At 61.7% G+C, this 15,297-nt stretch carries 16 protein-coding genes; 7 read left to right on the top strand and 9 right to left on the bottom strand.

Annotation, left to right across the window (positions count from 1 at the left end; translation table 11 throughout):
* Positions 1-17 precede the first annotated feature (17 nt).
* Positions 18-1,067, bottom strand: coding sequence for an LLM class flavin-dependent oxidoreductase (locus FHX76_RS01850; RefSeq protein WP_243848570.1), 1,050 nt, complete (start codon positions 1,065-1,067; stop codon positions 18-20).
* A gap of 87 nt (positions 1,068-1,154) precedes the next feature.
* Here FHX76_RS01850 and ybaK point away from each other — a divergent pair, with 87 nt between their 5' ends.
* On the top strand, positions 1,155-1,655 hold the full coding sequence (ybaK, locus tag FHX76_RS01845) for a Cys-tRNA(Pro) deacylase (protein ID WP_167147148.1): 501 nt from the start codon (positions 1,155-1,157) through the stop codon (positions 1,653-1,655).
* Here ybaK and FHX76_RS01840 read toward each other — a convergent pair.
* The 5 genes from FHX76_RS01840 to FHX76_RS01820 all read right to left on the bottom strand — a co-directional run bounded on the left by FHX76_RS01840 (position 1,652) and on the right by FHX76_RS01820 (position 7,247).
* Complete coding sequence (locus FHX76_RS01840) at positions 1,652-2,698, bottom strand: proline racemase family protein (protein ID WP_167147145.1); 1,047 nt, start codon at positions 2,696-2,698, stop codon at positions 1,652-1,654. The two genes, ybaK and FHX76_RS01840, sit on opposite strands and share 4 nt — an antisense overlap.
* 107 nt (positions 2,699-2,805) lie before the next feature.
* Positions 2,806-3,537: a FadR/GntR family transcriptional regulator gene (locus tag FHX76_RS01835; RefSeq protein WP_167147142.1), complete on the bottom strand. Its 732-nt coding sequence runs from the start codon at positions 3,535-3,537 to the stop codon at positions 2,806-2,808.
* Positions 3,538-3,546: 9 nt separating this feature from the next.
* Positions 3,547-5,175 carry an amino acid permease gene (locus tag FHX76_RS01830; RefSeq protein WP_167147139.1) on the bottom strand — a complete coding sequence of 543 codons (1,629 nt, stop codon included), beginning with the start codon at positions 5,173-5,175 and terminating at the stop codon, positions 3,547-3,549.
* A 93-nt stretch (positions 5,176-5,268) separates the two neighbouring features.
* Positions 5,269-6,495 (bottom strand): Cmx/CmrA family chloramphenicol efflux MFS transporter, encoded by a 1,227-nt coding sequence (locus tag FHX76_RS01825; RefSeq protein ID WP_208402407.1) that lies wholly within the window; start codon positions 6,493-6,495, stop codon positions 5,269-5,271.
* Positions 6,495-7,247: an SDR family NAD(P)-dependent oxidoreductase gene (locus tag FHX76_RS01820; protein ID WP_167147136.1), complete on the bottom strand. Its 753-nt coding sequence runs from the start codon at positions 7,245-7,247 to the stop codon at positions 6,495-6,497. The genes FHX76_RS01825 and FHX76_RS01820 overlap by 1 nt, the downstream gene beginning before the upstream one ends.
* A gap of 79 nt (positions 7,248-7,326) precedes the next feature.
* Here FHX76_RS01820 and FHX76_RS01815 point away from each other — a divergent pair, with 79 nt between their 5' ends.
* Both FHX76_RS01815 and FHX76_RS01810 read left to right on the top strand, forming a co-directional pair.
* The gene (locus FHX76_RS01815) at positions 7,327-7,923 is read left to right on the top strand and encodes a TetR/AcrR family transcriptional regulator (protein WP_167147132.1); all 597 of its coding nucleotides are present in this window, start codon (positions 7,327-7,329) and stop codon (positions 7,921-7,923) included.
* 57 nt (positions 7,924-7,980) lie between these two features.
* Positions 7,981-8,754: an MBL fold metallo-hydrolase gene (locus tag FHX76_RS01810; protein WP_167147129.1), complete on the top strand. Its 774-nt coding sequence runs from the start codon at positions 7,981-7,983 to the stop codon at positions 8,752-8,754.
* 87 nt (positions 8,755-8,841) lie between these two features.
* Here the strand turns inward: FHX76_RS01810 and FHX76_RS01805 are convergent, their stop codons facing one another.
* Positions 8,842-10,299, bottom strand: coding sequence for a 2-isopropylmalate synthase (locus tag FHX76_RS01805; RefSeq protein WP_243848569.1), 1,458 nt, complete (start codon positions 10,297-10,299; stop codon positions 8,842-8,844).
* Between the two features lie 185 nt (positions 10,300-10,484).
* Between FHX76_RS01805 and FHX76_RS01800 the strand changes: the two genes are divergently transcribed.
* Positions 10,485-11,204, top strand: coding sequence for a FadR/GntR family transcriptional regulator (locus FHX76_RS01800; protein WP_243848568.1), 720 nt, complete (start codon positions 10,485-10,487; stop codon positions 11,202-11,204).
* Positions 11,201-12,034 carry an ABC transporter ATP-binding protein gene (locus FHX76_RS01795; RefSeq protein WP_167147123.1) on the top strand — a complete coding sequence of 278 codons (834 nt, stop codon included), beginning with the start codon at positions 11,201-11,203 and terminating at the stop codon, positions 12,032-12,034. Before FHX76_RS01800 ends, FHX76_RS01795 begins: the two co-directional genes overlap by 4 nt.
* Here the strand turns inward: FHX76_RS01795 and FHX76_RS01790 are convergent.
* Together FHX76_RS01790 and FHX76_RS01785 are read right to left on the bottom strand one after the other, a co-directional pair.
* Positions 12,031-12,672, bottom strand: coding sequence for a GrpB family protein (locus FHX76_RS01790; RefSeq protein WP_167147120.1), 642 nt, complete (start codon positions 12,670-12,672; stop codon positions 12,031-12,033). The two genes, FHX76_RS01795 and FHX76_RS01790, sit on opposite strands and share 4 nt — an antisense overlap.
* Complete coding sequence (locus FHX76_RS01785) at positions 12,662-12,970, bottom strand: putative quinol monooxygenase (protein WP_167147117.1); 309 nt, start codon at positions 12,968-12,970, stop codon at positions 12,662-12,664. Before FHX76_RS01785 ends, FHX76_RS01790 begins: the two co-directional genes overlap by 11 nt.
* Positions 12,971-13,221: 251 nt before the next feature.
* Between FHX76_RS01785 and FHX76_RS01780 the strand changes: the two genes are divergently transcribed.
* Positions 13,222-14,376, top strand: coding sequence for a Gfo/Idh/MocA family oxidoreductase (locus FHX76_RS01780; protein ID WP_208402404.1), 1,155 nt, complete (start codon positions 13,222-13,224; stop codon positions 14,374-14,376).
* Positions 14,373-15,296, top strand: a complete 924-nt coding sequence (locus FHX76_RS01775; protein ID WP_167147111.1) for a TIM barrel protein — start codon at positions 14,373-14,375, stop codon at positions 15,294-15,296. Before FHX76_RS01780 ends, FHX76_RS01775 begins: the two co-directional genes overlap by 4 nt.
* Position 15,297: the final 1 nt, after the last annotated feature.

The following is a 15,297-nucleotide window of genomic DNA, read 5'->3' as shown; positions in this document are numbered from 1 at the left end:
GAAACTCCCAAATAGTTTTACTTCGCGAGGGCCCGCTCGATGCGGGGCTTCACCTCGGTGCCGAGCAACTCGATTGCCTTCAGTGATTCCTTCTGCGGCACGCCGCTCAGGTCCATCTGCAGGATGAGGCGGTCGTTACCGATGGCCTCGTGCACGTGCACGATCTTGGCCGCGACCTCGTCGGGATTCCCAACAAAGTACGCCCCGCGCGGGCCGGCTGTCTGTTCGAAGCTCATGCGGCTTGGGGCGGGGAATCCGCGCTCTGCCGAGATCACGCGCATGGACTCGTACCAATATGGGAACCAGAAGTCACGGGCATTTTCTTCGGCGACAAAGCCCATGGCCGAAACGGTCACCGTTCGCTTCTCTGCTGGATGCCCCGCCTGCTCGTGCGCCTGACGGTACAGCTGGGCGAGGGGCGCAAATTGGGCAGGCTCTCCCCCAATAATGGCGTAGTTCACAGGAAGCCCGAGCATTCCAGCGCGGACGGAGGAACGCGAGTTGCCGCCCGTTGCAACTGCGATGTTGAGGTGAGCACCGCGGCCAGGAATATCGGCCGGACGCGGCAGCACCACAACATCCTCAAGCGGGGCTCTAAACTTGCCGCTCCAGGTCACTGGTTCGCCGGAATCGAGGGCGAGCAGCAGCTGAATCTTTTCGTCGTAGAGCGCGTCGTAGTCGCCGAGTTCAGCACCAAAGAGTGGGTACGACTCGATAAAGGACCCTCGCCCTGCCAGCAGCTCGACCCGCCCGTTGGAGAATTGGTCCATTGTGGAGAACTGCTGATAGACACGAACGGGGTCTTCTGTTGAGAGCACGGTCACGGCGCTTCCGACGTGGATGCGTTCGGTTTGGGCAAGGGCCGCAGAGATCACGGTTGAGGGCGACGAGATTGAGTAGTCCTCGCGGTGGTGCTCGCCGATGCCGACGTAATCGAGACCAACCTCTTCTGCGAGGCGTGTTCGCTCAAGCACGTCGCGGATTGCCTGGCCTGGTGTAATGCCGATGCCCGTGTTTGGGTCGGGGTGAATATCTCCGAAAGTATAAAATCCAAGTTCCATATTCATGCAAACGCATAGAGTTTGGTTTCTATTCCTGCGACCGCACATCCGTAGACTAAGGGCGACGCACATCCAGAGCCGACAGGAGCATCCGTGGCCAAGAAAAAAGCCGACCATTCCATTGGCACCCCAGCCACGACGCTGCTTGAGCAGCGAGGCATCCCGTATACCGCCCATGGGTACGTGCACGATCCTGCGGCCCCAAACTTTGGCGAGGAGGCCGCCCGCGAGCTTGGCGTAGAGCCAGACCGCGTCTTCAAGACTCTCCTCGCGGATGCCGACGGCCAGCTCGTCGTTGGCATTGTGCCCGTCAACGGCCTCCTTGATCTCAAAGCGCTCGCCAAAGCGGCAGGCGCAAAAAAGGCAGTCATGGCGGACCCGTCTTTGGCAGAACGCAAAACTGGCTACGTGGTTGGCGGCATCAGCCCGATCGGCCAGAAGACCCACCTGCCAACATTTCTGGATGAATCAGCCGAACTCTTCGACACCATCTTTGTCTCCGGAGGTCGACGGGGCTTCGACATTGAACTCGCGCCGCTCGACCTCCTCTCCGTTACCGACGGCGCGGCCGCGGAGATCGCCAAGACAACCTAGCGAAGCACAAACCCAGGCACGAGGGGGTCGCGAGCATCCACGGTGAACGTTGATTCGCCGACCCGGTACGCCATACCAGAGACCTGATTGGTCACGCCCTCAAACCCTGCGACGGTCTCGCGCGAACGCACCCGCCCGGCAAAGCGAGAGCCGACGATCGAGTCATGAGTGAGCACGCCGACATCCGAAAGGCGCCCGGATGTCCAGAGCGAAGCCACGCGCGTACTCGTTCCCGAACCACATGGCGAGCGGTCGAGCTCACCATCGGCAAAAATGGTGACGTTTCGCTGATGGGGGCTGCCCGGCTCGCTATCTCCAAGATCCTCAAAGAGAATCGTGCCGTAAATCCCGCTCAATCGCGGGTCGGTTGGATGCTCTGCCTGCGCAGAATCGTTGAGCAGCCACTTAATCTCCCGCCCAATTGCGATGAGCTCGGCCGCGTGTTCTGGCTCGACGGTGAGCCCGAGTTGGGCAACGTCGAGCTGCGCGTAGATGGCTCCGCCGAAGCCGACCTCGACGGTGAGCTCTCCCCTACTGGTGGCAACCGCAACATTCGCGTCGATGACGTAGCTCGCGACGTTGACAAAGTCGACCGATTCGATCTGTCCGTCGATACTGTTGACGCGCGCGATAACCCTGCCGGAGGGAACGTCGATAACCACGTCCGTTGCCCCGTTCGGGTCAGCCTCAACAAGCCCAGAATCAACCGCCCACACGCCAAGGGCGATGGTGCCGTGCCCGCAGGCGGTTGAGAATCCGTCTTTATGCCAGAAGAGCACCCCAAAGTGTGCGCCGTCGTTGTCGGGCGGGGTGATGAAGCCGCCGTACATGTCGGCGTGGCCGCGCGGCTCGTAGCAGAGCACCCGTCGGAGGTCGTCAACGGCAGGATCGCTGATCGCGTAGACACGGCGCTCGGCAACCGTTTCGCCGAGGATTTCAACCGGGGGCTTGGCGATAATTCGGAACGGTTCACCACCGGTGTGATAGTCGACCGTTGTGACGGAGTTCCAGTTGCGCTCGAATGCTCGTTCTGCGGTTGCCATAGTTGCCCTCTCGTTGTCCTGAGTTGCAGGAAAACCAACTCAACGTCGAGTCAGTAATATATACAATATTACTGACTCGACGTTGGCCAGAGCACACTCAGACGAAATCAGGCGAGCAGGCCCGTCAACAGCGCAGCGGTCGACGCGCAGTGCACCTCCATCACACGCCGTGCGGTGTCACCGTCTCCCGCAAGAATGCCCTCCACGATCTCTCGATGCTGCTCATCCGAATGCTCAATATTGGCTTGAAAGAACGGAATCTCGTTCAGGTAACTGTGCAGCCGAGTCTGCACGGTGCTGCTCACCTTATTGAGCTCCGCCGACTCGCAGGCAGAGGCAATCGCCAGGTGGAGCCTCGCATCCGCACGTCGGTACGCGGCTGGCGAATCCGCGGACTCGGCCTCGCTCAGCGCGGTGCGCAAGAGGCTTATCGAGACGGCAGACAGATCGGTCTGTGCTGCTTGAAAGCAGGCGCCAGGCTCAATAACGGCTCGAAGGATGAGCGTGTCACGAATCTCAGCTCGCCGATCTTCTCGCTCTTCCGGCAGCTTCTGATGAATATGCTCAACAAGCTCAACCGTGGTGCCGCCTCCCCTGCCCCGAGTTGTTGAGACAAAGCCGGCCGCCCGCAGCGCGCTGATGGCTTCACGAAGCGTGGCTCGCGAAACGCTGAGGCGTTCCGCGAGCTCACGTTCGTTTGGCAGCATCGTGCCAACCGGAAAAATGCCGAGTTGGATGGCCGAGCCGAGCTGTTCAACACACGATTCGAATGCCATATGGCCCCGAACCGGCTGCAAAACGGCCTCAACGAGTGGCGATTGTTGCGCTGCCGTATTCATGACTTGAGCCTAGTCGTCGAGAAGTTTCTCGCCGACGGGCTTCTCACCAGGCGTTGCAGCCCCAGGAGCGCCCTCCTCAAGCAACAGGTCCGCCTCAATCGTCAAGTGCTCGGCTTCCTTATTGGTCATGAAGTTTTTCTTGCCGCTCACAAACCACATCACCGTGGCAAAGATCGCGACAACCGCCACGGCGACCGGGGCATAGTTGAACGAATCAATCGTGATGGGGTTGCTTGGCGGGAGCACAAACAGAATGCAGATGAAGATCACCCAAACGACCGCGACCCAGCCAACAAGCGGGCTCCATTTGCCGAGATTCCAAGGCCCTGGCGTGAATTCCTTGCTCAGTCGACGAAGGAGTACCGGAACCACGTAGGCAATGTACAGCCCAATAACCGCAACCGAGGTGACGGCCGCGTACGCCGTGTAGTTAAAGAGAGCGGGAATGGTGAGCACAATCGAACCGGCAACACAGAGCCAAATCGAGTTGGTTGGCGTGCCAGTGCGTGGGTTCACCTTTGCCCAGAGGCGGGAACCGGGAATTGCGTTGTCGCGGGAGAACGCGTAACTCATGCGCGAGTTTGCGGTGACCGAGGCCATGCCGCAGAAGAACTGGGCACCACACACGATGAACAGCATGAACTTGGCGACGGTTGGGTTGTCGAGGGCATCCATGAAGATCTGAGCGGGAGGCAGCCCGGTATCGGTTGCGAGCAGGGTTGAGAGCCCTTCTTGCGAACCATCCTGAATTGCCGCAGTAATGGAGAACAGCAGAATCCAACCACCAACCAGCGAAACAACAACGCTCATGACGATGCCCCTCGGGGCGGCCCTCGAAGCGTTCTTGGTCTCTTCCGCAACGTGCGCCGACGCGTCGTAGCCCGTGTAGGTGTACTGCGCCATAAGCAAGCCCATGAGGAACACATAGGGCCCGAACGTCCAGCCCGTCTCGTTGTGCCAGGTTGTCAGCGTCCAGGTGAACGACTGGTGGCTCGTTGGCATAATCCACAGCACCGCAACGATAATCGCGGCGCCAAAGATGTGCCACCAGGCCGAAACGTTCGACAACAGACTCACGAGGTTCACCCCGAAGGCGTTGAGGATGCCGTGGATGATGATGATCACGAGGAACAGCCCAAACGTGTTGAGCGGGGTCGGCTCTACGCCAAACGTAAGCGAGGCGAAGGCCATCATGGTCATTGCGGCACCGTAATCAATAGCCGCCGTCACCGCGATCTCGCCGAGGAAGTTGAACCAGCCAACAAACCAGGCCCACTCGCGCTTATTCTTTTTTGCGAGTCGACCGGCCCAGAAGTAGAGCCCTCCGGCCGTTGGGTAGCGCGAACATACCTCGGCCATAGCCATGGCCACGCACAGCACAAATACGCCAACGATGAGCCAGCCGAGCGTAATGGCGGCGGGTCCGCCGGATCGCAACGCGATGGCGTACGACGTGATACAGCCGGCAAGGATTGAGATGATCGAAAAGGAGACGGCGAAGTTGGAGAACCCCGACATTCCGCGATGGAGTTCTTGCTTATAGCCAAGTTCGGCCAGGTCGGCGGCGTCGGAATCGGCCATGGATTGGGCTTTGGCCTGCGACGATGATTGCGCTGGCGATGGATCTGCATTGCTCATTTGTTGTCACTCTCGCGTCGTTGAGAAAGGAAAACCTACTGATGATGAGCTTCATTTTGCGACTACTCGACCATAAATGTCAATGGCCCGATGTTAGACATTTAGCAATTGCCCCTCGCGCCGCCACCGGGTGTGACGGTTCTGGAGCCGCCACTCAAGACAGAGCAGAGCAAGCGCGACACCGGCCAGCGAGGCACCAACCCAGATCAGGCTCACGTATCCAGAACCGGTGTCAAGCAGCGAACCGTTCAGCCACGGACCAAGGGCAATTCCAAGATTGAACGCTGATACGCTGCCCGCAACGGCAAGGGTTGGCGCCGCAGGAGCAATGGTCACGACCCTCGCGTTGAGCGCAGGATTGGTCATCGCCCCCGCCACGCCCAACAGCAACACGAGGGCAATGACAACCGCCTGCATGGTGCCGAGGAGCGCAAACAGCACAAAAACGATCAGCAGGCATCCAAAGCCAACGGCAAGGACACCAACGGCAAGCCGATCGGCCAAGCGACCGCCAAGCAGGGTCCCCACGAGCGCCCCGACCCCGTACACAAGCAACAACCACGGCACAACGGCGCTGGCGAATCCCGCGACCTCAACAAGAATCACGCCAAGAAACGAGAACACCCCAATGAGCGCGGCGATGGAGGTCGAGGTCATCGCGTAGGAGAGCCAGAGCCGAGGGACGCGTAGCCCCCGCATTTCTGCGGCTATTCGCGGCGGTGCGGTCGTCGCGAATCGAGGAACAGCGGCGAAGACGGCGAACCAAGCAACCGCAGAGAGACCGGCAATTGCCCAGAACACGCTGCGCCATCCAAACGCTTGCCCGAGCCAGGTCCCGGCTGGCACGCCAACAACGAGGGCAACGGTCAGCCCGCCGGCAACGACACTCATCGCGCGACCCCGCGAGCCGGCGGGAACCAGTTGAAGCGCAGTGCCGGCACCAACAGCCCAGAACCCCGCGTAGACAAACGCACCGATAAGCCTGGTCAAAAACAACACCTGATAGCTGTCGGCCGTGGCTGCCACAATGTGAGCAACAATAAACACCGCCAGAAACAGGAGCATGGATTGCCGACGCGGCATGCGAAGGGTCACGATCGACAGGATGGGAGCGCCAACGAACATCCCAAGCGCGAAGGCCGAGACGAGCAGGCCCGCCTGAGAAACGGTGACCGTGAGATCGCTCGCAAGTTCCGGCAGGAGCCCGGCGATCACCAACTCGCTTGTTCCCTGGGCAAAGATGGCAAACCCAATGATCCAGACGGCTGCGGGCAATGTCGCGGCCGATACGCGAGCGGGGGCCGTCCGGGCTCGCGCCATCAGAGCGAAGCACCCCCGCTGACGTCGATCCACTGGCCGGTGATCCACCGCGATTGCTCAGACGCAAGAAACGCAACAACATCGGCTATGTCCTCTGGCCCGGCGACTCGGCCGAGCGGCGACTGGCTGGCTGCCGCCGACCGCCCGTCAGCGCTGCGCAACCAGGATGCGTTCATATCCGTATCGACCGGCCCTGGCCCAACCGCATTGACCGTAATTCCGCGCGCACCGACGGAAAGTGCGAGGCTCGCCGTGAGCGCATCAATTGCCGCCTTTGACATCGTGTACGCAAGGAGGTGCTCGGCCCGACTGCCGTGTGTGAGGCTGCTCGACACATTCACGATGCGACCCCCGTCGCGCAGGCGCAGCATCCCGCGCTGCAGGATGCGAAGCGGTGCTTTGACGTTGACGGCGAAGAGCTCGTCGAGTGCAGACTCGGTGATCTCAACAAACGGACCGGGATCGCCAAGGATGCCCGCGTTATTCACGATAATGTCAACACCGTCCGCTTTGGCGTCGAACGCGTCCCACAGCGCATCAGCATCCCCTGAGACTCCCAATTTGGCGCGCACGGCAAAGGCCTCCCCACCAGCACGGATGATTTGATCGACGGTCTGCTGCGCGGCCTCCGCGCTCGTGCCGAAGTGCACGGCGACCCGGGCACCGTCTGCGCCGAGCCGCAAGGCAATTGCCCGACCGATGCCCCGGCCTGCGCCGGTTACCAGCGCCGTTTTCCCAACCAACACACTCATATTCATTCCTTTTTGTTTAACGAACGTTACAAAACGAGAGGCTAGCACATTCTAGAACGATCGCTATAGAATGTGAGCTATGACTGCGACCCGCGGGCGACCCCGCTCCTTCGACAGAGCGTCCGCCCTCGACAGCGCGATTCGACTCTTCTGGCAGCGCGGATACGAGGCAACATCAATTCGAGACCTCACCGAAGAACTCGGCATTGCCGCCCCAAGCCTCTACAACGCGTTTGGCGACAAGCAACACCTCTTCGCCGAGGCGCTCCGAAGTTACGACGCCACCTACGGCGGCTTCATCGAAGCCGCACTCACCGAAGAGCCAACGGCCACTCTGGCGGTCGCGCGCATTTTTGCTGAGGCCCCCACTCGCTACACGAGGCCAGATCTCCCCCGCGGCTGCCTTGTTGTGAGTGGCGACACCGGGTCACCCGACCCTGTCGTGCAGGAGGCAAGCAGACTCATCCGGCAAAACAAAACCGCGCTGCTCGCCACGAAGATCGCCGACGAGATCTCTACAGGTGGAATCCCAACAGACACCGATGCAGCGGCACTGGCCCAGTTTGTGCTTTCCGTACTGAGCGGACTTGAGCAACACGCCAGAGACGGTGCACCGCGCTCGCGCCTCGCAAAGGTCACGACGATCGCGCTTCGTGCATGGCCAACGGCGGCATAGCGCGCCCGCCGAGGTCAGCGGTCACCAAGCCTCTCGCTGAGGTGTTAGTTTCAACACATGTCTGAACTCACGCTCACCGAGCTCGCGCCGGGGCTCCATCGACTCCTTGTGCCGGGAGGTGCCGCGCACCTTCTGAACGTCTACCTGTGGTGCGAGGGCACCGAGGTCACCCTCATCGACACTGGCTGGGCGGGCAGCAGCACGCTGATCGCTCGCGCACTCGCGACGTTGGGACGCAAGCCATCCGACGTCGCCAGGATCATACTCACCCATTTCCACGAGGATCACGCGGGGGCAGCCGCCGAAATCATCGGCTGGGGTGACGTCGAGGTTGTCGCCGGAGCCGACGATGCCTCCTTTGTGGCCGGAACCAGCAGGGGCCCGCTGCCCGTCCTGACCGAGGCAGAGCGCAGCATCCACCCCGAATCGCAAGACCCACCACACGGCCCGGCGTGCCGGGTTGATCGATTGGTCAGGGATGGCGACGTGCTCAATTTCGCCGGAGGCGCGCGAGTTATCGCCACTCCCGGCCATACTCCAGGCAGCATTGCGCTTTTTCTCCCGGAGCCGGGTGCCGTACTCACCGGCGATGCGGTTGCCGAATTGAACGGCGATGTAATCCTTGGGGTGTTTAACGTGGATCGGGCTATCGCTCGCGCATCCCTCACGCGTATCGCCGACACCAACGCGCAGATAGCGGGATTTGGCCACGGCAATCCCGTCCTCACCGAGGCGTTCCGGCGCATCCAAAACGCTACTGATCCATTCGCTGAACCGGTCGCTGAACCGGTCGCTGAACCGTTCGCTGATCCCGTCACACGCGAGCCATAGCCCGCAGCAGGCGACAGCGCCTCACCGGTTTGGGCGTTGTGACTGAGCGTTGGCTCTTCGCCGCACAGCTCCCAAACCGATGGTTGGCTATGCAGGCCCCACCGCGTAGACGCCCACATAGAGCTCGTACAACTGCGCCGCGCTGAGCTCGGCGCCCGTGGCATCCGTTCGACGCTGCACGTGACCGGCAAACTCGATCTGACGCTCGCGCGACAGTTCGAGGCCGTATTCCGCCTGCAAGAGGTACGCGATTCCACCCTTACCCGATTGGCTATTGACTCGGATGACGGCGTCGTAATTACGCCCAACATCCGCAGGGTCGATGGGCAGGTACGGCACTCGCCACTCAAGCTCCGACTCCTCGACTCCCGTCTCGGCCGCTCGCCCCGTGTGCTCAGCGAATCCCTTCTTGATCGCGTCCTGATGGGTGCCAGAAAAGGCCGTGTAGACAAGCTCGCCAACATACGGATGCCGCGGATGGATAGGCAGCCGCGTGCATTCCTCAACCGTGCGCTTGATCTCGTCGAGCCGCGAAAAATCGATCATCGGATCAACGCCTTGCGCGTGCAGGTTGAGCGCGAGCGTGGCAATATCAACATTGCCGGTCCGCTCACCGTTGCCAAAGATGCAGCCCTCAACCCTCTGGGCGCCGGCAAGCACCGCGAGTTCGGCGCAGGCCACGCCCGTTCCCCTGTCATTATGGGGATGCACGGACAAGATCACGCTCTCCCTGCGCGCAAGGTTGCGATGCATGTATTCAATCTGGTCGGCATACACGTTTGGTGAGGCGATTTCGACGGTCGCTGGCAGATTCAGGATGACGGGGCGCTCTGGACGCGCATCCCACAGCTCCGTAATCCTGTTGCACAGGTCGAGCACGTAGTCGGGCTCGGTGAGATTGAACACCTCTGGCGAGAACTCAAAGCGCACGTGCGGCAGGTGCCCTGCCAGCTCAAGCACATCGCTGGCACCCGAAAGGATGAGCTCGACGAGTTCGTCGCGGCTCTTGCCAAGCACGGTATCCCGCCAGGTTGGCGCTGTTGCCGTGTAGAGATGAATCACGACAGGATTCCGGATGCCGGAGATCGACTCAACCGTTCGCTCGATCAGGTCGCGCCGCGCTGGCGTAAAGACCACTATCGTGACGTCATCCGGCGCGAGCGGAGTTGTCGTACCGCCCGAATCTGCGATGAGCCGCACAAAGTCAAAATCTGTCTGCGAGGCCGATGGGTATCCAACCTCAATCTCGGTGTATCCCATACTCACCATGAGCTTGAAGAACTGGCGCTTTCGGGCAGGGTCCATCGGCTCGGCGAGGGCTTGGTTACCGTCTCGAAGGTCAACCGGCACCCACAGCGGGGCGGTTGTGAGCCGACGACTTGGCCATTCGCGTTGGGTGTCGGTCAGGGGAATCTCGACGCGATCGTGAGCGGGGCGATACCGATGTGACGGCATACCGGAGGGCTTTTGACGGTTCCAGCTTGGGGCAGCAGGAACGGTTGAGGCACCGGGTTGTGGGTCAGGTGAAACGGTTGAGGTGAACATATGCGTGCGCTTTCTATGGTCTGAAGAATGACCGGCGCAGCACAAACCCCACGGCAGGGGGCCGATCGATTCAGGCCCCGCCGTGGCGGCGAAGAAGGAGCACGTTCCACAACATATGCACTACAGTAGAGCACATCAACTCCTCAGACAAGCTGAAGAGTAAAATCTGTATATGGCCAACAGCTATGGCCACAACACAGCATATGAAGGCACGAATGACCGCAATACGTCGCAACCCACTCGCCGACCAGGTGGCGCAGTCACTCGCCGCTCGGCTCGCGGCCGGCGAATGGCCGCTCGGCCAAAAACTCCCCGGCGAAACCACGCTCGCCGCGCAGCTTGAAGTTGGCCGCTCCACCGTGCGGGAGGCCATCCGGGAACTCTCCGGAAAAGGGATGCTCGAAAGCCGCCAAGGCTCTGGCGTCTTTGTCACGGCCCTCGAACCAAACGACGACGTTGAGGCCTCACTGCGCGCAGCCGACATCCTCATGGTGATTGAGGCGCGCATCGCGATCGAGGCGGAAGCAGCGAGACTCGCGGCTCAGCGCAGAACCCCGAGCGACCTCCGGGCGATCACCAAGGCCCTTGCCGACCGAGGGGATGCCGACTCCGCAGCCACGCCCAGCGGCTCAACAGTAGAAACCTACGTCGATATCGACATGGCGTTCCACCGCGCTGTAATTCGGGCATCTCACAACCCGGTGCTTGAAGACCTCTTCGACGCATTCCTCCCCCGGTTGCGCCCGGCGATGATCGCCATGCTGCGCCTCCAACCAACCAAAGATCTGCCCGCTGATCACGCCAGTCACGCCGCCATCGCCGCAGCCATTCGCGAGCGGCGGGCGGACGAAGCAGCGGCCGCAAGCCGCATTCACCTTTCCCACCTACAAGCGAGGTTTGCATGACTCTCCAGCGCTCAATCATCAGCGACAGCGCCCCTGCCCTCGAACTGCACGACGTCAGCTTCGTGCGCAACAAACGGCCGATTTTGAGCGACATCAAGCTCACCGTTGAGGCCGGCGAACACTGGGCCATCCTCGGCCCAAACGGCGCAGGCAAGAGCACTCTGCTCGCCATGTGCGGCGCGGTCTCACACCCAACGTCAGGCACCGTGCGCGTGCTTGGCGCGCAGCTCGGCCGCGTGGAGCTCCAGGCCCTTCGCACGCATATTGGGCACGTCAACCCGCGCCACCCGCTCACCTCAGGCCTCAGCATTCAGGAGGTTGTGCTCACCGGGCTCACCGGCACGATTGACCGGCCGATGCGCTGGGGGCCAACCGACGCCCAGGTTCGCTCGGCCGATGAACTCATCGACCTGCTCGGACTCGCGGGCAAAACCGAATCAACCTGGCCAACGCTCTCCCAGGGCGAGCGAGGACGCGCCCTGATCGCGAGGGCGCTCATCGCCGAACCCCAGTTACTGCTGCTTGACGAGCCATCCACCGGGTTGGATGTTGCTGCACGCGAGCAACTCCTCGAAACCATCGACAACCTCGACTCGACGCATCCGCATATCGCGTCAATCTTGGTGACGCATCACCTCGAAGAGCTGCCAACCTCCACAACGCATGCGCTCCTCCTCTCGCACGGGCGCATAACCATGCAGGGGCCAATTCAGCAGACGCTCACGACCGACTCCATCTCGCACTGTTTTGAGCATCCCATCAGCGTGACCCAACACGACGGGCGCTGGACCGCTCGCGCTGGCAAGGCGGCCAGCTCCCCCGCAGCCTAGATCAGGCCAGCAGCCAGGAACGCACGCCCGTAGATTTCGTGAATCACCCGCTCTTTAGCGGCATTATATTCACGCGTCTGAACGCCATCGACGCTGGAGGCGGCCGCAGCGAACTTTGCTGACTCGTACCGCTGACGGTCGGCGGGATGCTCGATAAGCCAGTCCCTGAACAGGCGATGCCTGATCAGCTCTGGGCAGTCCCTGCCAAAGACGTGCAGGTTGACCCGTGGTTCGGCGAGGCGGAGCATCCGGTGCTCGTGCCACGACGGTTCCCTGATGACGTGGGTGTACCCAATCGCCACGAGCGCCGGAACGTATGACGCCTCGTCAGTTGGGTCGCCAACCGTCAGGTCTATGTCGATAACGTCTTTTGCGGCAAGGCCCGGCACAGCCGTCGATCCGACGTGCTCGAGCGTACAGACAATCGTGGTACCGACAGAGGCTGCTTCGAGCGTCTCCAAGATCTGCCGAGCCGCTTCGGCGTAGCGTGCAGGCCAATCAGGGTTTGCCCGAACAACTACGGCAGTCTCAGGCCACGGTGTTCCATCGACCCACGGATTCTCGCGGGGGTCGGCCTCATGGTGACGAGTGATATCCGATGCCGAGACCGGGCCTGGGGCCGGCGGGTTAGAGCGCACCGGCCGAGCCGCCAATGGCTATTGGCGTCATGAGCGTCACCTGAACCGGCCGCGAAAGCAGGCCATCAATGTCGGCGTTGAGCACCGCGACGGCGTTGCCAACAGAGTGTGCTTCAAGGTCGGCAGCGGTTGTCCACTTCTCGATCATAGTGACGGTGCCATCTTCGGCGTCGTGAATCGCATAGAGCTCACATCCGGCCTCGTCATGAACCGCCTCGATGCCTCGCTGCATGGCCGCAATGAGCCGGTCTTTTGCGCCCTCGACGGGATGGAAGATGGCGGTAACTACGACGGTCATGTGATTCTCCTGAGCGGTCAACGGGCTGGTCTCTCGAGCGTAGCCTGCCCCGCAACCCAACGCTGGTGCACACTCCGTCGTCGCGAATGAGGGGCACTCGGGAAACACACTCCCCCAAACCTCCGGCCACAAACCAAAAAACGAGTTGGTACATTAACTGGACTAATTGGTCTTTTAATGTCATCCTGTATTCCGTGCAGCGACCCCGACCGGGGACGCCGATTGCGAATCGAGGACGATTGATGAACCCCGTGGATACCACTCCCGCCGTTCCACCAGCAGACAGCATCCGGATAGCCATCATTGGCGCCGGAACCATCTCCCAATCGGTGCATATTCCGTTGCTCCGCCGCGCGGGCTTCAACCTCACCGCGGTTTGCGATCTTTCACCGTCACGTGTGACCGAGGTCGCGGCCCTCTTTGGCCTCCGCGGAGTCACCAACCCGGACGATATCTTTGGCGATCAAGACATCGACGCCGTGATCATCGCAACGCCGGGTTCGCACGCAGACCTCACGGCACGCGCCCTGCAAGCCGGCAAACACGTACTCGCAGAGAAGCCACTCGCACTCACAATCGCCGAGATTGAGCAGCTCGAACGCATTCACGAGACGAGCGGACGCGTTGCCCAGGTTGGGTACATGAAGATGTACGACCCGCTCACTGCTCGGGCCCGCACGGAGACGCAGGCCCTCACCGACACGCGGCTCGTTCGCATCACGGTTGCCCACCCAGATGACAGCCCGCAGATCGACCACCTGCGCATGGCCGTCCCTCCGCGCGACGCCGACATGGCCGTCATCAACGCGGCCAACGCCTACGAGGACGCGCGCGTTTCCGAGGCCCTTGGCGATGCCCCAGCATCCCTCGCAAACTACTACAAAAACGTACTCAACGGCTCGGTCGTGCACGAGCTCAGCCTCATTCGCGCGCTCGGCCTCGAACTGCCAACCGAGTGGACCGCAGACGCCTTCCCTACTCTCGACGGCGACGCCCCCGCCTGCCTACTCGCGACCGGTTCCGTCGGCGATATCCGCTACATCCTCAGCTGGAACTGGGTGCCGGAGTACCCGGAATACGACGAAGAACTCAACATTCTCGCCTCAAACGGCCGCCTCTCATACCGCATGGCCAAACCGTATCTGCTCGAAGAACGCAGCGTGCTGAACGTGCAGCGACACGACGGGCTTGAACGCCAGTCCACAACCTACACCGAGGGTTACGAAACTGGATTCCTGCGGCAGCTGGACGCCTTCAAACGTTCCATCCTCACCGGCGCGCCCGTCGAGGCAGGCTTTGCTGACGTCAAGAAAGACATCGAATCGCTGCAGCGCCTTGCCAAGGCAATCGGCCGAGGAATCGGCGTCGAGCTGGTCACCGAGGTCGATCGGTTGGCGGCACGATGAACAGGCTCGACCCCACCCAGCCAAGGCCGCGAATCGCCAACGCTCCCGTCTCGTACGGCGTGTTTGGACATGTCTCGGGCGACGACGACTCCATGTCACCGGCCGGCGTCCTCCGAACCATGCGCGAGGCCGGCTACCAGGGCAGCGAGCTTGGCCCTCCCGGATTCTTTGGGACGCCTGAGCAGGCTCGGGATGTGTTTGCCGAGACCGGCCTCGCCGTAGCTGGCGCCTATATCCCGCTGCACACCATCGGGCCGGATGACGTGCTCAGCCTCGACATCAAACGCATGCACACGACCCTCGACGAGCTTGTGGCCACTGGCGCAACCGGCCCCGCGATCTTCGCGGACGAGGGCAGCGACGAACTGCTCAGCAATCCGGTTCACCGCCGCTCCCTCGCGCTGAGCGACGAGCAGTGGACCACGTCAGCCCGGATCATCCAGGACGCAGCGAACCTTGCCCGCGACCGCGGCCTCGACGTCTCATTCCACCCGCACGTGTCAACCTACGTCGAACAGCCGTGGGAGATCGAGCGCCTGCTTGAGCTCACGGATGTTTCGCTCACCTTTGACGTTGGGCATATCGTGTTTGCCGGCGGCGATGCCATCGCGCACCTCGATGCCTGGTGGGAGCGCATCAACCATATCCACGTCAAGGATGGGAGCCTAGCTGTGCTGCGCCAGGCCGTTGAGTCAGGGCGCACCGACTTCGACGACTGGTGGGCCAACCTGTGCACGCCATTTGGCGACGGCGATATCAACCTCGATGCGTTCCTCGCCGATGTGCTCCGCCGCAACTACACCGGCTGGCTCGTTGTTGAGCAGGATCGCGCGCCGGCACGGGTCGACGAGTACCCGAGCGTCGCACGAGATCAGGCCCGTAACTTCGACTGGCTCAACACGCGCGTCAACGCGTCCTAGC

The sequence above is a fragment of the Lysinibacter cavernae genome (assembly GCF_011758565.1).
GTDB classification, from domain to species: Bacteria; Actinomycetota; Actinomycetes; order Actinomycetales; family Microbacteriaceae; genus Lysinibacter; species Lysinibacter cavernae.
The sequence above is the reverse complement of the archived record's forward strand: the minus strand, read 5'-3'. Positions and strand labels throughout refer to the sequence as shown.